The sequence below is a fragment of the Pseudomonas sp. Emmai genome (genome assembly GCF_055179735.1).
The window spans coordinates 995,541-1,019,553 of sequence record NZ_CM143685.1; the positions used below are offsets into that span (position 1 = coordinate 995,541).

18 protein-coding genes are annotated in these 24,013 nt (G+C 62.9%); 2 read left to right on the top strand and 16 right to left on the bottom strand.

What is annotated here, in order from left to right:
- Positions 1-18 precede the first annotated feature (18 nt).
- From urtD to urtA, 4 genes are all read right to left on the bottom strand, one after another.
- Positions 19-888 carry an urea ABC transporter ATP-binding protein UrtD gene (gene urtD, locus ACY4LX_RS04400; RefSeq protein WP_463259265.1) on the bottom strand — a complete coding sequence of 290 codons (870 nt, stop codon included), beginning with the start codon at positions 886-888 and terminating at the stop codon, positions 19-21.
- Positions 885-1,964 carry an urea ABC transporter permease subunit UrtC gene (gene urtC, locus ACY4LX_RS04405; protein ID WP_123402375.1) on the bottom strand — a complete coding sequence of 360 codons (1,080 nt, stop codon included), beginning with the start codon at positions 1,962-1,964 and terminating at the stop codon, positions 885-887. Before urtC ends, urtD begins: the two co-directional genes overlap by 4 nt.
- Positions 1,964-3,460, bottom strand: a complete 1,497-nt coding sequence (gene urtB / locus ACY4LX_RS04410; RefSeq protein WP_463259266.1) for an urea ABC transporter permease subunit UrtB — start codon at positions 3,458-3,460, stop codon at positions 1,964-1,966. The genes urtC and urtB overlap by 1 nt, the downstream gene beginning before the upstream one ends.
- A gap of 130 nt (positions 3,461-3,590) precedes the next feature.
- Positions 3,591-4,856, bottom strand: a complete 1,266-nt coding sequence (urtA, locus tag ACY4LX_RS04415) for an urea ABC transporter substrate-binding protein (protein ID WP_123402373.1) — start codon at positions 4,854-4,856, stop codon at positions 3,591-3,593.
- A 282-nt stretch (positions 4,857-5,138) separates the two neighbouring features.
- On the opposite strand from urtA, the gene ACY4LX_RS04420 reads away from it, so the two are divergent.
- Positions 5,139-9,632 (top strand): hypothetical protein, encoded by a 4,494-nt coding sequence (locus ACY4LX_RS04420; RefSeq protein ID WP_463259267.1) that lies wholly within the window; start codon positions 5,139-5,141, stop codon positions 9,630-9,632.
- Positions 9,633-9,670: 38 nt separating this feature from the next.
- On the opposite strand, the gene ACY4LX_RS04425 is transcribed toward ACY4LX_RS04420, so the two are convergent.
- From ACY4LX_RS04425 to ACY4LX_RS04440, 4 genes are all read right to left on the bottom strand, one after another.
- The gene (locus ACY4LX_RS04425) at positions 9,671-10,681 is read right to left on the bottom strand and encodes a FecCD family ABC transporter permease (RefSeq protein ID WP_149660638.1); all 1,011 of its coding nucleotides are present in this window, start codon (positions 10,679-10,681) and stop codon (positions 9,671-9,673) included.
- A complete protein-coding gene (locus ACY4LX_RS04430; protein WP_463259268.1) occupies positions 10,678-11,625 on the bottom strand; it encodes an ABC transporter substrate-binding protein in 948 nt (315 codons plus the stop codon). Before ACY4LX_RS04430 ends, ACY4LX_RS04425 begins: the two co-directional genes overlap by 4 nt.
- Positions 11,622-12,410: an ABC transporter ATP-binding protein gene (locus ACY4LX_RS04435; protein WP_149660737.1), complete on the bottom strand. Its 789-nt coding sequence runs from the start codon at positions 12,408-12,410 to the stop codon at positions 11,622-11,624. The genes ACY4LX_RS04430 and ACY4LX_RS04435 overlap by 4 nt, the downstream gene beginning before the upstream one ends.
- A 185-nt stretch (positions 12,411-12,595) precedes the next feature.
- Entirely contained in the window at positions 12,596-14,716 is a 2,121-nt protein-coding gene (locus tag ACY4LX_RS04440) for a TonB-dependent receptor (protein ID WP_463259269.1), read from the bottom strand.
- Positions 14,717-15,016: 300 nt separating this feature from the next.
- Here ACY4LX_RS04440 and ACY4LX_RS04445 point away from each other — a divergent pair, with 300 nt between their 5' ends.
- On the top strand, positions 15,017-15,361 hold the full coding sequence (locus tag ACY4LX_RS04445; RefSeq protein ID WP_463259270.1) for a hypothetical protein: 345 nt from the start codon (positions 15,017-15,019) through the stop codon (positions 15,359-15,361).
- A gap of 28 nt (positions 15,362-15,389) precedes the next feature.
- Here the strand turns inward: ACY4LX_RS04445 and ACY4LX_RS04450 are convergent, their stop codons facing one another.
- The 8 genes from ACY4LX_RS04450 to cbiE all read right to left on the bottom strand — a co-directional run bounded on the left by ACY4LX_RS04450 (position 15,390) and on the right by cbiE (position 23,930).
- Complete coding sequence (locus ACY4LX_RS04450; RefSeq protein WP_463259271.1) at positions 15,390-16,766, bottom strand: PepSY-associated TM helix domain-containing protein; 1,377 nt, start codon at positions 16,764-16,766, stop codon at positions 15,390-15,392.
- 152 nt (positions 16,767-16,918) lie between these two features.
- Positions 16,919-18,994, bottom strand: coding sequence for a TonB-dependent copper receptor (locus ACY4LX_RS04455; RefSeq protein WP_463259272.1), 2,076 nt, complete (start codon positions 18,992-18,994; stop codon positions 16,919-16,921).
- 277 nt (positions 18,995-19,271) lie between these two features.
- A complete protein-coding gene (locus ACY4LX_RS04460; RefSeq protein WP_149660647.1) occupies positions 19,272-19,694 on the bottom strand; it encodes a DUF2946 domain-containing protein in 423 nt (140 codons plus the stop codon).
- Positions 19,695-19,714: 20 nt separating this feature from the next.
- Positions 19,715-20,194: a copper chaperone PCu(A)C gene (locus ACY4LX_RS04465; protein WP_463259273.1), complete on the bottom strand. Its 480-nt coding sequence runs from the start codon at positions 20,192-20,194 to the stop codon at positions 19,715-19,717.
- Between the two features lie 48 nt (positions 20,195-20,242).
- On the bottom strand, positions 20,243-20,641 hold the full coding sequence (locus tag ACY4LX_RS04470; RefSeq protein WP_463259274.1) for a DUF2946 domain-containing protein: 399 nt from the start codon (positions 20,639-20,641) through the stop codon (positions 20,243-20,245).
- Between the two features lie 256 nt (positions 20,642-20,897).
- Positions 20,898-21,632: a cobalt-precorrin-6A reductase gene (locus ACY4LX_RS04475; RefSeq protein WP_463259275.1), complete on the bottom strand. Its 735-nt coding sequence runs from the start codon at positions 21,630-21,632 to the stop codon at positions 20,898-20,900.
- Complete coding sequence (locus ACY4LX_RS04480) at positions 21,629-22,726, bottom strand: cobalt-precorrin-5B (C(1))-methyltransferase (protein ID WP_463259276.1); 1,098 nt, start codon at positions 22,724-22,726, stop codon at positions 21,629-21,631. The genes ACY4LX_RS04475 and ACY4LX_RS04480 overlap by 4 nt, the downstream gene beginning before the upstream one ends.
- Positions 22,719-23,930: a precorrin-6y C5,15-methyltransferase (decarboxylating) subunit CbiE gene (cbiE, locus tag ACY4LX_RS04485; protein WP_463259277.1), complete on the bottom strand. Its 1,212-nt coding sequence runs from the start codon at positions 23,928-23,930 to the stop codon at positions 22,719-22,721. Before cbiE ends, ACY4LX_RS04480 begins: the two co-directional genes overlap by 8 nt.
- Positions 23,931-24,013: the final 83 nt, after the last annotated feature.

A 24,013-nucleotide genomic window follows, 5' to 3' on the forward strand; every position in this document is an offset into this window, starting at 1 on the left:
GGCTTGAAGCTGGCCGATTCACCTCCCCAAATAAACTTCAACAACTCGTTCATCGGCCTGCACCTGCTCCAGCGACCCTTCCGCCAGCACGCTGCCCTGGTGCAACACGGTGACGTGGTCAGCAATCGAGCCCACAAACCCCATGTCATGCTCCACCACCATCAGCGAATGCTTGCCCGCCAGGCTTTTGAACAGTTCGGCGGTGAACTCGGTTTCGGCGTCGGTCATGCCCGCCACCGGTTCGTCGAGCAGCAGCAATTGCGGGTCTTGCATGAGCAACATGCCGATTTCCAGGAACTGCTTCTGCCCGTGGGACAACAGCCCGGCCGGGCGATTGACCGAGGTGGTCAGGCGAATGGTGTCCAGCACTTCAGCGATACGGTCGCGTTGCTCGCCGCTCAACCGAGCGCGCAAACTGGCCCACACCGATTTGTCGGTTTTCTGCGCCAACTCCAGGTTTTCGAACACGCTCAAGGCTTCGAACACCGTCGGTTTCTGGAACTTGCGCCCGATGCCGGCCTGGGCAATTTGCACTTCGCTCATCTGCGTCAAATCCAGGGTTTCCCCGAACCAGGCCTTGCCGTGACTCGGGCGGGTCTTGCCGGTGATCACGTCCATCAGCGTGGTCTTGCCCGCGCCGTTGGGGCCGATGATGCAGCGCAATTCGCCGACGCCGATGTACAGGTTCAGCGCGTTCAACGCCTTGAAGCCGTCGAAACTGACGCTGATGTCTTCCAGGGTCAGGATCGTGCCGTGGCGGGTGTCCAGGCCTTGCGTTACCCGTTGGCCGAGGCCGATGGCGTCGCGGCTGGTGCCTGAATCCTTGTTCGGTTCGGGTGGAAAAAACACAGGTTCGAGCATGAATTCCGCCGTTGGTGTGATTCTCATTGTTCGCCCCTTTTCTTCAGCAGACCGATCACACCCTTGGGCAGATACAAGGTCACGATGATGAACAGAGCCCCGAGGAAGAACAGCCAGTATTCCGGGAATGCCACGGTGAACCAGCTCTTCATGCCGTTGACCACACCGGCGCCGAGCAGCGGCCCGATCAGCGTGCCGCGACCGCCCAGCGCTACCCAAACCGCCGCTTCAATCGAGTTGGTCGGCGACATTTCACTCGGGTTGATGATCCCGACCTGCGGCACATACAGCGCACCGGCCAGACCGCACAACACCGCGCTCAACACCCACACGAACAGCTTGAAACCACGCGGGTCGTAGCCGCAAAACATCAAACGGTTTTCCGCGTCCCGCAGCGCGGTCAACACCCGGCCAAACTTGCTCTGCGCCAGGCGCCAACCGATAAACAGGCTCGCCACCAGCAACACCACCGTGGCAAAAAACAGCACCGCGCGCGTCCCCGGTTCGGTGATGCCAAACCCGAGAATCGTGCGGAAATTGGTGAAGCCGTTGTTGCCGCCAAACCCGGTTTCGTTGCGAAAAAACAGCAGCATTCCGGCGAAGGTCAGCGCCTGGGTCATGATCGAGAAATACACGCCCTTGATCCGCGAGCGGAAGGCGAAGAAGCCGAACACCAGGGCCAGCAATCCCGGCGCTAGCACCACCAGACACATCGCCCACAGAAAGCTGCTGGTGCCGGTCCAGTACCACGGCAATTCGGTCCACGACAGGAAGGTCATGAACGCCGGCAACGCATCCCCCGAAGCCTGGCGCATCAGGTACATGCCCATCGCATAACCGCCGAGGGCGAAGAACAAGCCGTGGCCGAGGGACAGCAGGCCGGCGTAGCCCCAGACCAGATCGAGGGCGAGGGCGACGATGGCGTAGCAAAGAATCTTGCCCACCAACGTCAAGGTGTAGGCCGAGACGTGGAACACGCTGACCGGCGAGAGCAGCGACATCAACGGCAGCGCCAGCAACAAAACAAGGATCACTGCGCCGACGGCAATCGTGACCCTCGGGCCGGCCTTTTGTGTTGCGGTAACGAGCAGGGGCTGGTTCATCAGTCGATCACCCGTCCTTTCAATGCGAAGAGGCCTTGCGGACGTTTCTGGATAAACAGAATGATCAGCGCGAGGATCAGGATCTTGCCGAGCACCGCACCGATCTGCGGTTCGAGAATCTTGTTCGCGATACCGAGGCCGAACGCGGCGAGCACGCTACCGGCCAACTGCCCGACACCGCCGAGCACCACCACCAGGAACGAGTCAATGATGTAGCTCTGGCCGAGGTCCGGGCCGACGTTGCCGATCTGGCTCAACGCGACGCCACCGAGGCCGGCGATGCCCGAGCCGAGGCCGAAGGCGAGCATGTCCACCCGCCCGGTGGGCACGCCGCAGCAGGCGGCCATGTTGCGGTTCTGGGTGACGGCGCGCACGTTCAGGCCCAGGCGCGTCTTGTTCAGCAGCAGCCAGGTCAACACCACCACAAACAGCGCGAAAGCGATGATCACGATGCGGTTGTATGGCAGCACCAGGTTCGGCAACACCTGAATCCCGCCCGAGAGCCAGGCCGGGTTGGCGACTTCGACGTTCTGCGCGCCGAACAGCAAACGCACCAACTGAATCAGCATCAGGCTGATGCCCCAAGTGGCGAGCAGGGTTTCCAGCGGGCGGCCGTAGAGGTGGCGGATCACCGTGCGCTCCAGCGCCATGCCGATGGCGGCGGTGACGAAAAACGCCACGGGCAGGGCGATCAACGGGTAGAACTCGATGGCCTGCGGGGCGAAGCGCTGGAACATCAGTTGCACGACGTAGGTCGAGTAGGCGCCGAGCATCAGCATCTCGCCGTGGGCCATGTTGATCACGCCGAGCAGGCCGAAGGTGATCGCCAGGCCCAGGGCCGCGAGCAGCAGGATCGAGCCGAGGGACATGCCGCTGAAGGCCTGGCCGAGCATCTCGCCGATCAGCAGTTTGCGTTTGACTTGAGCGAGGCTGGTTTCGGCGGCAGTGCGCACGCCGGCATCGGCTTCGACACCGGGTTCGAGCAAGCCTTCGAGGCGTGTACGGGCCAATGGGTCGCCGGTTTCACCGAGCAAACGCACGGCGGCGAGACGCACGCTCGGGTCGCTGTCCACCAGTTGCAGGTTGGCTAACGCCAGGCTCAACGCGGCGTGAACGGTGTCGTCTTTTTCGCCAGCCAGTTGCTGGTCGAGGAATTTCAGCTGCGCGGGTTTGGCGCTTTTCTGCAATTGCTGCGCGGCGGCCAAGCGGGTTTTCGGGTCGGCGGCGAGCAATTGGTGGCTGGCCAACGCGGTGTCGATCAGACCCCGCAGGCGGTTATTCAGGCGCAGGGTTTTCGGTTGGCCGTCGACGGTCAGTTCGCCTTGTTGCAGGGCGTTGATCAGCTCGACACGGGCCGGATCGGGCTGCGCGGCCCAGGTTTCCAGAAGCTTGGCTTGCTGCATGGGATTGGCGGCGACGAAGTCTTCGGCGTCGCTGGCGTGGGTGGCCATCGGCAGCAAGAGTGCGATGGCGAGAAATAGACGATAAAGGGACATGGCAACGTCCTGAAAGGCGATGAGTAACCTGTAGGAGCGAGGCTTGCCCGCGAAGCTTTTGGCGGCCTTGAGGTCCCCTTCGCGGGCAAGCCTCGCTCCTACAGGTTTCGTGTGAGTTCAGTCAGGTGCCTCAGTTGCTCTTCACCGCATAATCCGGCTTCTTGTCGTTCCCCGCGATAAACGGGCTCCACGGCTCGGCACGGATCGGACCTTCGGTCTGCCACACCACGTTGAACTGACCGTCGGCCTGGATCTCGCCGATCATCACCGGTTTGTGCAGGTGGTGGTTGGTCTTGTCCATGGTCAGCGTGTAACCCGACGGCGCGGCAAAGGTCTGGCCGGCCAGGGCTTCGCGGACTTTGTCGACGTCAGTGGACTTGGCTTTCTCCGCCGCTTGCGCCCACATATGAATGCCGACGTAGGTAGCTTCCATCGGGTCGTTGGTCACCGCTTTGTCGGCGCCCGGCAGGTTGTGTTTCTTCGCGTAGGCTTTCCAGTCAGCGACGAATTTCTTGTTCTGCGGGTTTTCGACGGACTCGAAGTAGTTCCACGCCGCGAGGTTGCCCACCAGCGGTTTGGTGTCGATGCCGCGCAGTTCTTCTTCGCCCACCGAGAACGCCACCACCGGTACGTCGGTGGCTTTCAGGCCCTGATTGGCCAGTTCTTTATAGAACGGCACGTTGGAGTCGCCGTTGACCGTGGAGATGACCGCGGTCTTGCCCCCGGCCGAGAATTTTTTGATGTTGGCGACGATGGTCTGGTAATCGGCGTGGCCGAACGGTGTGTAGACCTCTTCGATGTCCTTGTCTGCCACGCCTTTGGAGTGCAGGAACGAACGCAGGATTTTGTTGGTGGTGCGCGGGTAGACGTAGTCGGTGCCAAGCAGGAAGTAACGCTTGGCGCTGCCACCTTCTTCGCTCATCAGGTATTCCACCGCCGGGATTGCCTGTTGGTTCGGCGCGGCGCCGGTGTAGAACACGTTCGGCGACATCTCTTCGCCTTCGTATTGCACCGGGTAGAACAGCAAGCCGTTGAGTTCTTCGAACACCGGCAACACCGATTTACGCGACACCGAAGTCCAGCAACCGAACACCACGGCGACCTTGTCCTGGGTCAGCAACTGCCGGCCCTTTTCGGCGAACAGCGGCCAGTTCGAGGCCGGGTCGACCACCACCGGTTCCAGCATCTTGCCGTTCACGCCACCCTTGGCGTTGATCTCGTCGATGGTCATCAACGCCATGTCTTTGAGGGAGGTTTCGGAGATCGCCATGGTCCCGGACAAGGAGTGCAGGATGCCAACCTTGATGGTCTCGGCGGCCTGGACCGTCCAGGTCATGCCCATCGCGGCAATGCTTGCCGTGAGTGTGAAAGCCTTGATCAAGCTGCGACGCTTCATTGTGCGATCTCCATGAACATTGATATTTTTTTTGATGGCAGAGGCGGACTACTGAAGGCTGTTTTGCAAGGGCTGTGCCCGGTCAGGGTTTGGCCGGTAAATGTCGTGCCAGAGCGGTTGCCCGGGAGTGCCGGCGCACCAGAAAGGAACGCCGAGGATGCACGGGTGCGTCGGGTTGCGCCACATTGGGGCGCGGGCGCTGTCTCGCCACGCGATACATATGTACCGCACGCCACGCTTGGGGATGTCGATCATGAAGGCTCTTCTTCCGGTGAGCCGTTTATGGACAACTCGACTATCCCACTCCCTCCTCTTTCCTCCGGTGGTGCGGTTTTCCCCGCGCTGGGCCCCACCTTCATCAGTGCGGACGACGCCGCCTATTGGGCGCACTTGCAAACCGGTCAGCGGCGTGACCGGGCGTACGGTGCCGTCATCGTGCAAAGCGGCGATGGCAAGTACCGGGCGACGCTGCCGGTGGCGGGTAAGCGCACGCTGTATTTCGACTTCGACGACCTGCTGGCCCACGAGCCGGATTCCCAGCGTTACGTGGTGCCCGAAGGCTATGTGGGGGTGGGCTATTACATTTCCCACGCCGCCGACCGTGCCGAGCCGCGACGCGTGCACCCGGAGTGGACGGAGGAGCAAATCAGCCTGTACCTCGGTTTCTTTTTCATGGGGCACCTGGCGTCCCACCTCCAGGACCCCGGCCCCTACGGGCAGCGCCACTACCTGTCGGGGCCGGATGGCTCGCTGATCAAGTACGAATCCACCGAACCTGGCCGGGAACGGCAACTGTTTACGCCGGGCTTTACCCACCTGGGCTCCTTCAGCGATGTCGAGCGCCTGATCCAGCACCTGGCGCACATCGGCACCCTGCAAGTGCTGGTGGCCAATGCCGCCTGGGGTGGGCGCGCGGGCACGGTGTCGGGCAACTGGACGCTTGGCACGCCGGCGCTCAGCACCACCGTGCACAACGAAAAAGCGTTCTATGGACCGGTCGCCGATTACACCAGCCAGGCCATCATCGCGGCGGGCAGTGCGCAGGCCCTTGAGCCGAACAGCCGCTACCTGGGCTTCGTCCTGCGGTCGGCGGACGGTCGCGACTGTCTCGCCACCTACCCGATCGTCTCGACCACACCGAGCGCCGAGCTGACGCGGCGGCTGCGGTTCGACGACCTCAACCGGCTCAAACTGGCCGAGCCCCAGGCTTACCAACTCGACGGCGTGTATTTCATCTCCCGTGGGGACGCGCTCCCCGGTGTCCAGGAACCCTGGATGTACCCGCATTTCTTCACGCCGGGCGAGTTGGCGGACGGCATACGGTTCGTCCATGAGAACAGCCACCGGCGCCGGGAAGGCGACGAATTGCAGGTGTACACCTGGACCCGCGAGGGGGCGGTGTTGCAATACGATCCCGCGCTCGATGTGGCCGAACAGGCCCTGCGCAACAGTGCGACTTTCAACGAGCAACTGAGCAGCGGGACACTCAGCCCCAGCGACTATGTGCGACGTGTGGCGGGCCATGGCGAACTGTCGGTGATCCTTGGCAGCCCGCTATGGGACGTCGCCGGGCGCGTCGCGCAGGATTGGCGACCTTACGCCGGGGCCAGCCGTTTGAGCCCGGTGTTCATCACCGACGACGACGCGGCGCGCTTCGCCCAGCAGGCCATTGGCAGCCTGCGCGATCAGGCGTATGTCGGGTTGATCCTGCGCTCGGCGGACAACGGGTTTGTCGCGACCTTGCCGGTGCCCGCCTTCGGTCCCCGGTTTGTCCTCGACCGCTTGTGCCCCCGGGACAGCAGCGGTGCGCCCATCGTGTTGGCCGCCGGTTATTCGCTGCACGGGCTGTACGCGTCGCGTTGGCAGGGCGATGCCAGGCCCGGCGGCGCCGACGAGGCGCAGCAGCGCAGGGCGGCGCAGATGTTCACCGACGCGGATATTCACGCGCTGCTGGACAGCCGTAATGCGGTCAGCGTGGCGTACCTGTGCGGGGCGGCGGACAGCGTGCTGGCTTATCGCGGCGACGAGCGAGCACAGAGCGCCCGCACCCGGTTGCGAGAGCGCATCGCCAATCCCCACGTGAGCGATCCGCTGCCCGTGTCGGAGCTGATCACCGCCCTGGCGATCACCGGGGAACTGCGGGTCGTCGTCGGCAGTGACCTGTGGGGCGAGCGGGGCAGCCTGTTGGGTGGCGGCGTGCATCGCGGGCCCTTGGCGCCCGTGCTGGGGCCCCGATTCGCCTCGGCGGAGCAGGCCGTGCTCGACGCCCGTCAGCGCGCCCGCGCCGATTATCGGGCGGCCAGTGGCGGCCTGGGTTTTATCCTCAAGCACAAGACCCGGCAGGAATACGTGGCGACCGAAACGGTGCCGGCCAAGGACCTGAATCGCTTGAACCTGGCGAGTGATTTCGGCGCTGCGGTGCTGATCGACGAATTCCGCACCCACTGCGTCTATTACGCCGCCAGTTGGCTGCTGCCGGGCCTGTCCACCGCCGATGCCTGGTTCGCCCGACACTTCTTGGCCCTGACGGACCTGTTCGCTGCGCTTCACGACGACGAGGGTACGCAACGGCTGACCCATCACCAGGACCTGACCCTGTACATCGCCGCCCTGGACGGTGCCTTGCTGCGCTATCGCTATTCGAGCACCTCGACCTTGTTCGACCTGGCACAGGGCGGCCTGGGCGCCGACGACTTGCTGGCGCGCATGAGCCGTGACACACCGCCCTTTGCCTCGGTCATGAACAGCATCGCGGCAGGGGGTGAATTGCAGGTTCGGATCAGCAGCGAATGTTGGGACGAAAAAGGCCGGGTGACCGCGCAATGGCAACCCTTTGCCTTAAGGCAGCGACGTCCGCTCAGCCCGGTGTTCCTCGGGCCGGATGACGCGGTGCGTTTTGTCATCCAGCACGTCGGACCGGACCGCGAGCGGGTCTACGGTGGGCTGGTGCTGCGCCGCCGGGACGGCCGGTTCGTTGCGACCATGCCGGTGGCGGTGGATGTCGAGGATTTTCCGCCCGCCTGGATTCAGCCGGACACCGTGGCCGGCAGCACAGTGGTGGCCCGCTACCATTCGCGGCGGCGGGTCGAGCCGGTGTTTGCCTTGTCCGGCGAGCAGCGGGCGCTGTATCAGAACCTGTTTTCCACGGACTTTCTGGCCGCCATCGTCTTGCCGCCGCTTAGCGGTCCGCGCTGGTCGCCGGGTGATGAATACCTGATCGGCCTCGATGACAGCCTTCTGCGCTACCGCCTCGGCGACAACGTGCAAACACGGCCACTGGCTACGGCACTGGCGACGCCCAGCCGCTTGCAGCAACGCCAAACCGTGCTGGAGTTGCAGATGCGCGCCGGGACGCTGACCCCGGGGGATCTGGTACAGCGACTGGCGAGCGCCGGACAGTTGCAGGTGGTCCAGGGCGGCCCGGCATGGGGGCGCCCAAGGCCTGTGGTGCAATGGACCGGTCCGGTATCGGCGCAGGCGCTGCAGCGGTTTGCCGTTGTCGAACCGGCGTTGAGTCCGCTGTTCACCCAACTGGATGACGCCGCCCGCCATGTGCATCGCCTGGCCCAGTCTCGTGGGGCACTGAGGTTCGGTTATTTCCTCAAGTCCCAGGGCGTCGAGCGGTATATCGCAACGCTGCCGATCCCCGCCACCGAGGGCCCGTTGAGTGTGGAGCGGGTGTTTCCACAGGCGCAGCTGCCGCCAGGGTTTTCGGTGCAGGGGCTTTATCTGCTGGTGCCGTCGGCTGTGCGCCAGGACGACCTGCACCGCAGCTTCGTCTCGGTTCGGGAGCTGACGCGGGCGCTGGATGCGGTGCGGGTGTCCAGCGCCGAGGGTGACACGTACCTGGGGTTGTATCTTTCGTGTGCCGACGGTGCGTTGCTGCACTACAGCGCCACCCGGATGGCCACCGAATGGGCGAGTTTTCCGGCGACCCATGTCTACGACACATTGCTCCAGTCGGGCCACGAACCGCTGCTCGAATTCGTTCGCAAACTGATCAAGACCGGTGGGCTGCGTGTGCTGGAGCGCAGTCGCTACTGGTCGCCACTGCGGGTGGACGCCCATGGCGTGAAAACCGGTATCGGACTGGTGCGCTGGCCGCGGGAAAAACGCCAGGCGCTCGGGCCGCTGTTCGCCCATGCCGATGATGCGGCGCGGCATGCCCAGCACCGTTTGGGACCGTTCACGGGCAAGCCATACCTGGGCGGGGTGTTAGTGCTGCCCGACGCCGATTTGTGCGTAGGGATCGAGCCGTTGGAGGACAGCCCCGACAGCGACCCGGCATCACGCCTGTTTTATTCGGGGCCCGGCGGGCCGATTGCGCCGGTCACCGTGCCGGGGGCACCGTCCTTGCCGATACCGGAATTTCCAGCCGGGTTCAGGCTGGGGGCGGTCCACCAGTTTTATAAGGTCGCCCGGGTGATCAACCCGACCACCGAGGAAGAACAGCAATTGATGAATAACCTGGCCCTGGGCGATCTGTATTTCAGCGTCGATGTCCTGAAAAAAAATGCCGTGGTGGGGGCTTGTTGTTACCTGAGCGGTCGCGGGGGAGCCTTGCTCAAGTTCACCCCCAATTTCACCGCCGAGGAAACCGCGCTGCTCAAGGAAGACATGGGCGCGGGCGTCGGCCGGTTCTTCAAGCGCTTGATCGGTATCAGCCGGTTGCAGGTGCTGGAGGTGGATGGGTACTGGACGCGTCCCGGCCCGGTCACTCCGTCAGCGCTGCCTTACCCGGTCGTGCCGCCGCAACCCGCGCACGACGAACTGTAATCCACCGACCTGTTGGCTGAGCCCTTGGTGACAGGGGCTCAGCGACGACGCATCAGGCCGATGAAAAACAAGCCGCCAATCGCGGCGGTCGCCACGCCGATGGGCAGGTCTTCCGGGGCGATGAGCGTGCGTGCGGCGACGTCGACCCAGACCAGGAAGATGCTGCCGAGCAACACGCACACCGGTAGTAATCGCCGGTGTTCAGCCCCGACCAGGCGCCGGGCGATGTGCGGCACCATCAGCCCGACAAAGCCGATGGAGCCGCTGATCGACACCAACACGCCGGTCATCAACGACGCGATCAAAAACACCCGCAACCGTACGGTGCGAGCATTCAGCCCGAGTGTCACGGCCGTCTGCTCGCCCGCCATCAAAGCGTTAAGCGGCCGAGCCATCCCCAGCAACAAAACCAGTCCCAGCAACACGCTCGCCGCCGGCACCGCCAGCAATTCCCAACGGGCCAATCCGAGCCCGCCGAGCATCCAGAACATCACCGCCGAACTCGCCCGATGATCCCCCATAAACAACAGCAAATTGGCAATCGCCATCATCACGAACGACACCGCCACGCCACACAGCAACAGCCGATCACTGTCCAGCCGCCCGTTGCGATTGGCGATCATCAGCACGATCAGCATGCTCGCCAGCGCGCCGATAAACGCGGCAATCGGCAAGGTCAGCAGGCCGACGATTTCACCCACATGCAGCACCACAATCACCGCGCCCAGGGTCGCGCCGGAGGTGACGCCGAGCAGGTGCGGATCCGCCAGCGGATTACGCGTGACCGCTTGCAACACCGCACCGATCAACGCCAACCCGGCGCCGACCAACGCACCGAGCAACATGCGCGGCACGCGAATCAGCCACACGATATGTTCCTGGCCCGCCGCCCAATCCGGCACGCCGATGCCGAAGAGCTTGTGCAGCAGAATCCGCCACACCACGTCCACCGGCACCCGCGCCGGGCCGAAGCCCAGAGACACCACGCACGACACCAGCAACAGTGTGCCCAGGGCGATCAGCAGCAAGGCGTAGCGACGGTCGATCATTCGCCGTGGAACCCTTTGGCCAGGGTTTCCACCGCCAGCACGTTGTCGATGCCTGGCGTGGCTTGCACGTAGGGGATGACGATAAAGCGCTGGTGCTTGATCGCGTCCACCGATTGCAGGGCTTTGTTGTCGAGCAGGAATTGCTGTTTCTGTTCGGCGGTGACTTCGCCGTAGTCGACGATCACGATCACCTGCGGGTTGCGCTCGACCACGTTCTCCCAGTTCACACGCGTCCAGCTGGCCTCGACGTCATCCAGAATATTGCGCCCGCCCGCCGCATCGATCAGCGCTTGCGGCATGCCCAGGCGTCCGGAGGTCATGGCCCGGTCTTCGCCGCTGTCGTAGAGGAATACGCGAGGTTTGTCCGCCGGCAGATCCTTGCGCACCGCGGCGACTTGCGCCTGCATCTGGGCGATCAAGGCGTTGGCGCGGTCCTGCACGTCGAAGATTTTGCCGAGGTTGCGCAGGTCGTTGTAAGTGTCTTCCAGGGTCGCGGCGGGGCGCTTCATGACGAAGGCGCAGGACTCGGTCAACTCGTAGACATTGATGCCCAGTGGTTGCAGGGTGTGCGGCGTCAGGTCACCGCCGACGCGCATGCCGTAGTCCCAACCGGCGAAGAAGAAATCGACGTTGGCATTGAGCAGGGTTTCCACCGATGGGTACTTGGCCGCCAGTTCCGGCAGGCCATCGAGCAACGACTGCATGGCCGGGGTGACGGACTTCCAGCCACTGACGCCGCTGTAGCCGACCATGCTTGGCTTGAGGCCGAGGGCGAGCATCATCTGGGTCATGTTGATGTCGTGGCTGACGGCATGTTTCGGCGCTTGCTTGAACGTCACTTCGCGGTTGCAGCTTTGGACGGTCAGTGGGTATTTCGTTGCTTCGGCAAAGGCGTGAGTACTGCCCAGCAGCAGGGCGAGGCACAGCAGGGAGCGCACAGTCATGGTTGGGTTATCCAGGTGATTCGGGGGTAGCCGTGAAGGGGGTGGTCGTCGATCAGCGCTTCGACGCCAAATACATCGTGCAGCAGCGACGTGGTCAGGACTGCTTTTGGCGTGCCGCTGGCGACGATGCGGCCGTGGTTGATCACGTACAACCGATCGCAAAAAGCGGCGGCCAGATTCAAATCGTGGATGCTCGCCAGGGTGCCGATGTTCAGGCGTTTGACCAGTTGCAACAGCTCCAGCTGGTAGCGCGGGTCGAGGTGGTTGGTCGGCTCGTCGAGGATCAGCAATTGCGGTTGCTGGGCCAGGGCGCGGGCGAGGATCACTCGCTGTTTTTCGCCGCCGGAGAGCGTGGCGAAGGCATGGTCTTCGAAGCCCTTGAGGCCGACGGATTCCAGGGCTTGAGTGGCGAGGTGGCGGTCTTCGAGGGTGTCGCCATCGAACAGGCCTTTGTGCGGCGTACGACCCATGGCGACCACTTCCTCGACGGTCAGGCCGAAGGCATCGGGGAATTCCTGCAAGACCACGGCGATGCGTTGGGCGCACCAGCGTGAGGACTGTTTCCAGACGTTGTGGTGGTCGAGCCGGACCTCGCCGCTTTCCGGTTTGCTGAAGCGATAGGCACAACGCAACAGGCTGGTCTTGCCGCTGCCGTTGGGGCCGATCAACCCGACAAACTCACCGGCGGCCACGTGCAACGAGGCGTCACGCAGTTGGAACTGGTGATGGCAGTGGCCGTGGCCCAGGGGTGTCCAGGCGAGGTGGGTGAGGTTAAGCGAGGTCATTGAATTCCTGATGATCATTTTGGGGCGGTACACATCCCTGTGGCGAGGGAGCTTGCTCCCGCTCGGCTGCGCAGCAGTCGCAAATTCAGCCGACGCGGTGTGTCAGGGACAACCTGGTTGTCGGGTTTGGGGTCGCTTCGCAACCCAGCGGGAGCAAGCTCCCTCGCCACACAAGCATTCCAACTTTAAAAGGTGTAATCAGCCGTGACGAAGAACGACCGCGGCTCCCCCAAAATCCACTGCTGCCCCTCATTGTATTGGCTTTGCGCGTACTGCCGGTCAAACAGATTGTTCACCTGCAACCCCAGCGTCGTATTGCGTTGCGCCTGCCACGACAACGTGGCATCGACCACGGTGTAGCTCGGCAACTCATTCTGATTCGCCATGTCCGCAAAACGCGCATCGACGTAACGCACACCGGCACCGGCCTTGAGGTCATCGTTGATCGCCTTGCTCAGCCACAGATTGGCCGTGCGGCGCGGTACATCGGTCGGGCGGTTGCCGTTGTACGACACGGTCTCACCGTTCACCACCGCCGAGAAATCGTCGTACCGGGCTTTGACGATGGCCGCGTTCGCCTGCAGTTGCCAGGCGTGTGGCAGTTGCAGGTCGAGGCTGGCTTCCAGGCCATTGGACGATTGCTGGCCGACCTGTTGCTTGAGCGTCGGGTTGCCCGGGTCGTCGGTCAGCAGTTTCTTTTTGACGATGTGATAGGCCGCCAACGTGAACTCGCCGCGCTGATCCCAGAACAATTGCTTCAGGCCGATTTCGGTCTGTTTGGCGGTGGCCAGCTCGTATTGCTGCTGGCTCGGGCTCAAGGAAATCAGGCCGCCGACGCCGTCCGTGCTGGTGGCGTATTGGCCGTACAACGAAGTGTCCGGGGTCAGCGCGAAAACCAATCCGGCCTTCCAGTTGTTGCCGGTCAGGGTCTTGTCGTTCTGGCTGTCCTTGACCAGGTCGGTGCGGTCGACGTGTACGTAATCGCGGCGCACACCAGTCACCACAGACCAGCGCTCGCTCAGTTGCGTGCGGTTTTCGGCGAAGGCCGACATCTGCTTCGTCGTCGACTGGAACTGGCCACGGTACGGATTGGTACTTTCAAACTGACCGGGTTGCGGGTGATACAGATCCAGCGGTTGGCCATTCGGCAGCACGTCGTTGAACGGCGAATTGCTCTCGAGCTGGAAGCGGATGCGGTTGTAATCGATGCCGGTCACGGTCTGGCTGTCGAGGCCGAACAGGGTGTGTTTGAAGGTGAAGGTCTGGCGGTCGCCGACCTGTTCCTGGGTGTGGCCGATGCCGAAATAACCGCTGCGGCTGAGTTGCTGGCTGTCGCGGTCGAAGTTGTAGTTCTCGGCGTTCTGCCAGCGGCGCTGGGCCTTGAGGTAATACAGCTCGTTGCTCGAACTGACGCTGTCGGTGATCTGCCAGTCGCTGGTCAGCCGCGTCCATTGATCGTTGTAGTGCTGTTTATCGTTGCTGACGTTGTAGTTCTTGTCCCGCAGGCTGTCCTTTAGGCGGCCATTGATCAGTGGCGTGCCAAAGTAATTCATCGGCTTTTGGTCGCCGTAATCGTGGGCGAGGGTGAACGACAAATCGTCCGTCGCCTGCCAGCGCAAAGCGGCGCTGATGAAGTCGCTGGCGGAGTCGCCGCGATCGATCCAGCCATTGCTGCGCAGGCGATTGAGGTTCAGGCGATAGCTCAGGGTATCGGTCAGCGAGCCGCCGCTGTCGAACGCTTGCTGCCGACTGTCGTAGGAACCGTAGCCAACGCGCAGGTGGTTTTCGATCTCGCCCTCGAAGGGTTTTTTCGGGATCACATTGACCACCGCGCCCGTCGCGCCTTCGCCGTACAACACCGACGCCGGGCCGCGCAGCACATCGACGCGCTCCACCGACCAGGTGTCGACCGGGAACGTCGCGGTGCCCATGCCGGTGTACATCCGATTGCCGTCATACAGCTGCATCACCGAGCTCTGCCCGGTAAATCCCCGCGCCTGCAACGACGTGCCGCCATCCCCCGGCGTGCCGGTGCGGCTGATCCCGGTGCTGCGCGACACCGCGTCCTGCACGTTGCGATCACCCCGCGCGCGAATCTGTTCGCCGCTCAGGCTTTCGACACTGGCCGGGGTTTGCATCGCCGTGAGGTTCAGGCGCGAACCGGCGGTGGTCGGCGTGTTGAGGCTGACGGTTTCGTCATCGACGGCCGCAGCGGTGATGGTGCCGGTGGGCAGCGTCAACGGTTGCGCCTGGGCGTTGTTGTTCAGGGCAAACAGGCAAAGGCTGGACAAGAGGTACTTGTTCATCGGGGCGGTGAATCACTTCTGCAAAGAAAACCCGCGACATTCCTGTTGCGGGCGGGGCGGTCGATTTGCGTTATACAGTAACACTAAAAATGACCGAGGGATAAGCGCGCGAAGTCTACAGATCCCTCTAAGGCGCGCATCTCGGCCGATTCATGATGAAGGTGAGGCGGATTCAGGTTGCGTGGTGCGTCGCGTTTTTTATCTCCAGACGGTCTAGCCGACTGTCACTTTTGACAGTAGATCGAATTCTCTGGCGGCGTTAGTTTTGAGCCTTGTTGATAGTGAAAGGGAGTGCTGATCATGTCCGTATCAGGGATCAGCAAAGTCATCGGTCTTTTGGCTTTTTGTGACTGTGCGACGCTCATGGCGGAGCAGGATTGCCTCAGTCTTTGGCAGCAGAATCCCGTCAGCGAGAGTTGCAGGGCCTACGTCAGTGCCACCGCGCCGGATCAGGTCACACCGATGCTCGTTGATCTGGAGAATGGCCAGTGTCGGATGACGCTCCTTTGCAAAAACCGGTACGGCGCCAGCACACCGAACCTCGCGCGGGATGTCGAAAAAACCGAGTTAAAAAGAATCCACAACTGCAACGGCGAGCTGCAGCTTGAGCCCTGCCCGGTCATTCAATCTGAACAGGGCCAGTGAGGGTGCTGGCCCTGAATCAGATCATTATTCAGGCCGCCGAACCCGGTTCAGCTTGCCGGTTCAGGCGTGTCAACAGCAGCCGATCCAGGACCCATACGACCACCAGCGAAGCCCCCACCAACGGGAACAGCACCGCCAGCGCGAGCATGATCGCCACCCCGGTTTTCCATTTCGGCAGGTCATGGCGCAGTGGTGGAACGCCGAATTTGCCTTGCGGGCGACGCTTCCACCAGATCACCACGCCGCTGACCGCGCTGAGCAGAATCATCAGGCAGATCAGCAGCACGATGATCTGGTTGAACGCACCGAACATCTTGCCTTCATGCAACATCACGCCGATTTCCGTGGCGCGAGCGACGCTGCCGTATTGCTCGAAGCGCACGTCGGCGAGAACGTCGCCGGTGTATTGATCGACGTGCAGGGTGGCGTCGTTGCGCGGGTCATCGGCGAATACCGCGATGGTGAACACGCCGGTGGCGGTGGTCGGCAGGGTGATGCTGTAACCCGGCTCGACCTTGCGTTGCACGGCGATGTTCTGCACGTCTTGCAGGCTGATGGTCGGCGCGGCGGGACCGGCCGGTGCGGCGCCGTGGGCCATGTGTTCGGCGTGGTCGCCGGACATCGGCATCGGCGTGTTTTCCATCGCCCAAGGCACGGTCTGGCGCGTGGCGCTGTTGAGGCTGCGGGCTTCGACGTCGGACTTCGGCACGTTGTCCCACATCGCCGCCGGGAAGGTGTTCCAGACCTCGGCGTATTGTTTGCCCCAGAACCCGGTCCAGGTCATGCCGCTGAGCAGCATCACCAGCAGGAAGGCGGCACCCCAGAACCCGGTCACGGCGTGCAAATCACGCCACAGCACGCGACCGCGACTGCTCAAGCGTGGCCACAACACGCCGGCGTACTGACCTCGCGGCCACCACAGGAAAACCCCGGACACCACCAGCACCACGCCCCAGCCGGCGGCGAGTTCCACCAGCCGATCACCGACGGTGCCGATCATCAGCTCGCCATGAATCGCCCGGGCGACAGCTTGCAGGTTTTTCTTGGCGTCTTGCTCGCCGAGGATGTCGCCGTGGTACGGGTCGATGAAGACGTTCAGCTCCTGGCCGCCGTTGATCACCACAAACTGCGCGCTACGTTCGGCGTTGATGGGCGGCAGGTATTGCTTGATCTGACCTTGTGGATAAGCCGTTTTCACTCGCTTGAGCAGATCGTCGGCGGACACCGTTTGATGCCCCGCCGGAACGTTCATCAGGCTGCCGTACATCAGCGGGTCGAGTTGCGGTTTGAACAGGTAGATGAGGCCGGTCAGGGCCAGCATGACCATGAACGGTGCGACGAATAATCCGGCGTAGAAATGCCAACGCCAGGCCAGGTTGTAGAAGTTGGGTTTGGGCTGTTTCATCACGTGTGCTCCGCTTTGGCTTGGTTCTTTGTTGTTGTCCGGTGACTGCTGCGCAGTCGTTCGCGGGCGAGCCTCGTTCCTAGAGGTCCAGGGTGTTCGCATCGTTTGTAAACGACGCAAATCCGTAGGAGCGAGGCGTGCCCGCGAAGCTTTTAAAAGCTCATATCCACCTTGGTCCAGAGCGTGCGCCCCGGTTCGTTGATGGCTTGCGGGTCATTGGCCGGGTAGCCGAAACCGGCATTCCCCGCCAGGTTCAAATGCTCGGCGTAAGCCTTGCCGAACAGGTTGTCGACGCCGGTGCTGACCTTCCAGTTTTTGTTGATGCGGTACGCGCCGTTGAGCGAGAACACGCCGAAACCGGAGCTCTTGTCGAAGTCCTTGCCGACCACGTTGCCCTTGTTCTGGTCGATGCGGTTCTGCGCCGCCACCACTCGCCACAAGGCCCCGGCGCTCCATTTGTCTTCGCTGTAGGTCAGTCCGAAACGTGCGTCCAGCGGCGGCATTTGCGGCAGTGCCTTGCCGTCGCTGCTGTTCTTGCCCCAGGCATAGGCCAGGGTCGCGTCGGCTTTCCAGTTCGAGGTCAATTTGTAAGCGGCCCCGAGTTCGCCGCCCATGATTCGCGCGTCGATGTTCTGCGCTTGTGACGTACTGCCCATCATCCCCGGCGTGTAGTTGAACAGGATGTAATCGCGCACCTGGCCGACGTAACCCGAGGCCCAGGCTTCGAGGTCGTCGGTCTTGTATTGCAGGCCGAAGTCGAGCTGGGTGGTTTTTTCCGGTTTGATCGAGTCGAAGGCGTTCACCGAACCGGCGGGACCGGCATCCGGGGAAAACAGCTCCCAGTAATCCGGGAAGCGCTGGCTGTGACCGAGGCCGGCGTACAGCGTGGTCGGGCTGTCCGCCAAGTCGTGTTCATAGCGGACGAAACCGCTGGGCAGGGTGTCAGCGCGGGTTTTGTCGGCGGTCGGGTTCGGCATGCTCATCATCCCGGAGCCGGTGCTCTGCCGAAAATCCTTGGCCGAGGCACGGTCCACCCGCGCACCGGTAATCAGCCGATCACGGTCGGCGGCGTACCAGGTCAATTCGCTGAACACCCCGTAGTTATGGAAGTCGGCGTCTTTGGTGTAGGGCAGGTCCTTGTAGGTGTCGATGCCCATGCTGCTGCGCTGGCGGTGTTCGTTGGTCTGGGCGTCGAGGCCGCTGATCAACTGCACATCGGCCCAGCGCCAGGTCGCTTTGATCCGTGCGCCGAGGGTGCGCCGGTCGACGTTGGACGCCATCGGCCCCGCCATCATCCCGGTGCCGGACGGCGTGCGCAGGGTGTAGTTGTCCATCACGTGGTCGGCGTAGTTGTAGTAGACCTGCGCCTCGATCTTATCCAGCACGTCGCCGATGTTGGACCTCTCGAAACGCAGCCCCAGGCTTTCGCGTTTGAACTGCGAACCGTCCATGCCGCGTCCGGCGTACCGCGCCTCGCCGTCGCCCTTGCCGGCGGTCAGCTCCAGCAGGGTGTCGGCGTCCGGGGTCCAGCCCACCGCGACGTCGCCGTTCCACTTGTCGTAGCGCGACGCCACGGTGTCGTTGTTACCGTCCTTGTAGTCATCGGAATGGGCGGTGTTGCCGATCACTCGCACATAGCCCAACGGCCCGCCCGCTGCGGCGTCCACCACTTTGTCGAAGCGGCCGTTGGAGCCGGCCAACACGCTGGCGTTCACCCGGGTGCCGAGTTCGCCGAAGCTTTCCGGTTCACGGTCGAACAGGACGGTGCCGGCCGATGCGCCCGGGCCCCACAGCACGGTTTGCGGTCCTTTGATCACGGTGAGCTTGTCGTAGGTTTCCGGGGAAATGTACGACGTCGGCGCGTCCATCCGGCCCGGGCAGGCGCCGAGCATCATGCTGCCGTTGGTGAGGATGTTCAGCCGCGAGCCGAACATGCCGCGCAACACCGGATCGCCGTTGGTGCCGCCATTGCGCACGAGGGCGAAGCCGGGAATGGTCTTCAGATAATCGCCCCCATCACTGGCCGGCACTGGTTGGCGCGGGTCCTTGGGGTTGGTGACGATGGTCAGCGGCGAGCTTGGCGCGATGGCGGTAATCACCGTCGGGCTCAATTCTTCGGCGTGGCCGGCGTGGTCATCGGCCAGCGCCAAGGGGGCCAGCAAAACGCCGCAAAGGACGGCGGTGACAGGGGTGCAACTCAAGCGTGTGTCAGCAGAAAACCTGGACATGACAATTTCCATCGAACAGTCGTAAACGACACGGCCGGCAGCGTTCGCAATCCCTGTGGGAGCGGGCTTTATGGTGAGGCGCTTGTGTGGCGAGGGGGCTTGCCCCCGTTCGGCTGCGAAGCAGTCGTAAACCATTGCGTGCGGTGTACCTGATACACAGCAATTGCCGGTTTTGGGGCCGCTTAGCGACCCAACGGGGGCAAGCCCCCTCGCCACAAATGCCCGCTCCCACAAGTTGCTACGGCTACTTCTAAACCGTGTGAGATCGGTGTGGTGTTTACGACGTGATGGGCGGGGCGCGGGTTCGGGCGCCAGGGAAGAACGATTGCCGGGCGTGGCCCAGGCGGGTGGCAGGCGTGGTGAAGGTCGTTACGTGAGGTGTGTTGAACGCGACGAAGGATTGGCCGCCGGTCAGCGCCGGGCAGTTGAACAGCAGGCTGCAATAGCCACACTTTTCCCAGAGCGCGTGATGCTCTGCTTTCGCAGGGCAGTGTTCTTGCGCCTGCTCACCGTGGCCGTCCATGCTCATGTCCATCGACATGTTCATGGACATTGGCGCGCCCTGATCCATCGGCATCGACTGAGAAATCAGTGGACCGATAAAGATCATCAGCATGGCGAACAGGCTGATCCAGCTACCTCGCGTCAGGCCTGACGACTGACGGCGATGTGCGGATGACCTGGCGCTAAGGGCGCGCATGGCGGTTTCTGCTCAGGCGTTTACTGGGCGTGAGCGTGCATCTGCATGTCTTCCGGTGGCTTCTTCTGCACCGAGACTTCAACCGTCACGTTGCCGGACTTCTCGAAATGCATCGTCAATGGAAAACGCTTGCCGTCGCTCAAGAGGCTACGGTCCTTCAGGTTCAGCAGCATCACGTGATAGGCCATCGGCGCAAACGTCACGTTGCCACCCGCAGGGATTTCCACGCTCGGCACTTGCTGCATTTTCATCAGATCGTTTTGCATGACGTGTTCATGCAACTGGGCTTCGCCGGAGATCGGCGAGTCGACACTGAGCAGTCGATCAGCGGTTTTGCCGTTGTTGTGAATCACGAAGTACGCCGCCACGGTCGGCGCGTTAGGCGGTAGTTCCTGCGACCACGGATGGGCGATTTCCAGCTCGCCGGCCTTGTATTCGTGGGCATTGGCGAAACAGGCAGGCAGCAGCAACGCGGCCAGAACGATGAGTTTGTTCAACATGGCAGTTCTCCAGAACGATTCAAAACGCAGGTCAATTGCGAGAAGGAATCACCCCAGAGGGGAAGCGCGGGGGTTGAGACTCGGCCATTGCTGGCGCGGCGTGGGCGTATCGAGCGAGGCGGCGGGCAGGCTTCGATTGGCCTCGAACCGCGCGAAATACAACTGCGGCACATGCCCCGGCAGCGCCACCAGAGGCGCAGAGCCCGAGCAGCACCAGCAATGCTGCATAGTGGAATGATCGTCGTTTTGCGGGGTTTTCTGTTCCAGCGTGCCCAGGGAAATCGCCACCATCTTCGTCCCGCTGGACGTGCAGAAACTGCCCCACAACAACTGCTCGGCGGGTGACTTCGCCGACTGCGCCATCGCTCCGGTCATCGGCATGGCGAGCATATTGAACAGCACTGCAAAGCAGGCGATCCAGGCAAATGCGAGCCGTTGTCGGGACATGGGACAGATCCGGTTGAGTGGGCGATCAGGCGCGGCTATTTAGCCTGATCAGGGCCGATAAGTAAAAAAGCGGCGTGCGGTGTGGTGTCGCAGCGTACTTTCAAAAGAGTGTAGCGGCTTCGATTCAAAATGCCGGAGTTCAGGCTAGAACACTACCCTGTGGCGAGGGAGCTTGCTCCCGCTGGACTGCGTAGCAGTCCCATCTTTTGTGAGCGCTTCGCACTCAAGCGGGAGCAAGCTCCCTCGCCACAATGATTTATGCGTCTGTCATATTGCATTCCGCCAGTGCGGCCAATACCTCATCCACCAACCCAAACTCCCGATCAACCCGCGCCAACACCGGCCGCTTCAACACCAACACCGGCACCCCGCGCTCCCGCGCCACTTCCAGCTTCGGCTCGGTGGCGGTGCTTCCGCTGTTTTTGCTGATCAGCACATCGATTTGCCGACGTTCGAACAAATCCCGCTCCTCCTCGATCACAAACGGTCCACGGGCGCCGATGACTTCGCAGCGTTCGTTGCCGGGGTAAACGTCGAGGGCGCGCAAGGTCCAGAATTGCTCCGGGGGGATTTCGTGCAGGTGTTGCAACGGCTCGCGGCCGAGTGTGAACAGTGGTCGGCGGAACGGTTTCAAGGCTTCGATCAATTCTGCCCAGTCGCTGACTTCCCGCCAGTCGTCTCCGGCCTGAGGTTGCCAGGCCGGACGTCGCAATGCCCAGCACGGGATGCCGCTCATTTGTGCGGCGGTGGCGGCGTTCTGACTGATTTGCGCGGCGTAGGGGTGGGTGGCGTCCAGCAGCAGTTCAATGCCTTCATCGCGAATGAACTGCGCCAGGCCTTCAGCACCGCCGTATCCGCCGACGCGCACCTGGCAGGTCAAATCCGTCGGCACCCGACCGACGCCGGCCAGGCTGTAAATATGCTCCGGCCCCAACGTCCGGGCGATGGCCAGGGCTTCGGTGACGCCACCGAGCAACAACATACGCTTCATTGAAAAGCTCCCGCATGACCCACAATCCCGCCCTGGCGATCAATCGCAAACACCTCGACCTGCACCTGCGCCGGCACCACGCTGCGGGCAAACTCCAGCGCATGCCGACACACTTCATCGCCTAACGCGATGCCGACAGCGCTGGCCATGGCCAACGCCTGCTGACTGGTATTGGCCTCACGGATCGATTGCTGCAAAGCACCGTCCGCCCCAATCGCCGCCGCCCATTCGGCCAGTTGCGGCAAGTCGATGCTTGAATGCCGGCTGTGCAGGTCCATGTGCCCGGCCGCCAGTTTGCTGATCTTGCCGAAGCCGCCGCAAATGCTGAGTTTATCCACCGGCACTTTGCGCAGGTGCTTGAGCACCGCACCCACGAAGTCGCCCATTTCGATCAGGGCGATTTCCGGCAGGTCATAGACCCGGCGCATGGTGTCTTCGCTGGCGTTGCCGGTGCAGGCGGCGATGTGCAGATAGCCGTTGGTTTTGGCGACATCGATGCCCTGGTGGATCGAGGCGATGTACGCCGCGCAGGAAAACGGCCGGACGATGCCGCTGGTGCCGAGGATCGACAAGCCGCCGAGAATCCCCAGGCGCGGGTTCATGGTTTTCAGCGCCAGGGCTTCGCCGTTCTCGACATTGACCGTGACCTCGAAACCGCCGCTGTAGCCCAGCTCTTCGGCCAGCAATGTCAGATGCTCGGTGATCATCTTGCGCGGCACCGGGTTGATCGCCGGCTCGCCGACGTTCAGCACCAGACCGGGACGCGTCACGGTGCCGACGCCACGGCCGGCAAAAAAGCGAATCCCCGGCTCGGCACCCAGGCGCACGTGGGAATAGAGCAACGCGCCATGGGTCACGTCCGGGTCATCCCCGGCGTCCTTGAGGGTTCCAGCCTCGGCGCCGTCGTCGTTCAAACGGCAGAATTCCAGACGCATCCGCACTTGCTTGCCCTTGGGCAGGACGATCTCCACCGCGTCCGCCGTCGCGCCACTGAGCAACAACCGGGCGGCGGCGAGGCTGGTGGCCGTGGCGCAGCTGCCGGTGGTCAGGCCGCTGCGCAGGGGCGCGGGTTGTTCGGCGGTTTCGTCACGCATCGAACGGTTTCGTCACGTCGAGCAAGGTAATCGGCAACGCCTGACGCCAGGTATCGAACTCGCCAAGGGGTTGGGCCTGGGCGATGTGGATGCGGGTCAGTTCACCGCCATGCTGTTCGCGCCAAGCCATCAGGGTCATTTCACTTTGCAGGGTCACCGCGTTGGCGATCAGGCGGCCGCCGGGTTTCAGCACCGACCAGCAGGCGTCGAGCACACCGTCGCGGGTCACGCCGCCGCCAATGAAAATCGCATCCGGGCGTTCGAGCCCGGTCAACGCTTGCGGCGCGCTGCCGCGAATCAATTGCAGGCCCGGGACGCCCAGGGCATCGCGGTTGTGTTCGATCAATAGCTGCCGACCTTCATCAGCCTCAATGGCCAGCGCCCGGCAGCTCGGGTGCGTGCGCATCCATTCGATGCCGATCGAGCCGCTGCCGGCGCCGACGTCCCACAGCAGTTCGCCGGGTGTCGGCGCGAGGCGGGCGAGGGTGATGGCGCGCACGTCACGCTTGGTCAGTTGGCCGTCGTGCTGGAAGGCGCAATCCGGCAAACCGGCGAGGCGTGACAGGCGTGGGGTGCCGGGGTCGGCGATGCACTCGATGGCGACAACATTGAGATCGGCAATGCCCGTTGCGCTCCAGTCGCGGGCCACCCCGTCGATGCGCCGTTCGGCATCGCCGCCCAAGTGTTCCAGCACGGTCAGCCGGCTCGCCCCGAAACCGCGTTCGCGCAGCAACTCGGCAACCGCCGTCGGGCTCTGCCCGTCATTGCTCAACACCAACAACCGCACACCAGCGGACAACTGCGCATTCAGCGCAGCCACCGGGCGAGCCACCACTGAAAGCGTCACCACGTCTTGCAACGGCCAACCCAGGCGCGCCGCCGCGAGTGAGCAAGAGGAGGGCGCCGGCAGAATCAGCATTTGCTCGGCAGGAACCTGTCGCGCGAGGCTGGCACCGACGCCAAAGAACATCGGGTCGCCACTGGCCAGCACGCACACCGCTTCGCCATGGCGCTCCAGCACCGGGGCCAGGGAAAACGGACTCGGCCACAACTGCCGCTCGCCGCGAATGCACACCGGCAGCAAATCCAGTTGGCGCTGGCCGCCGATGATCCGCGAGGCGTTCATCAGGGCGCGTCGGGCGTTTTTGCCCAGGTCCTTGAAGCCGTCTTCACCGATTCCCACAACCGTCAGCCAGGGTGTCATGCCGTTCCTTAATCCAGGGTTGATCTTCAAGGGCGGCATGATAACGCGGCTTGCGTCATTGCAGGCTCATCACTTGTCGAATG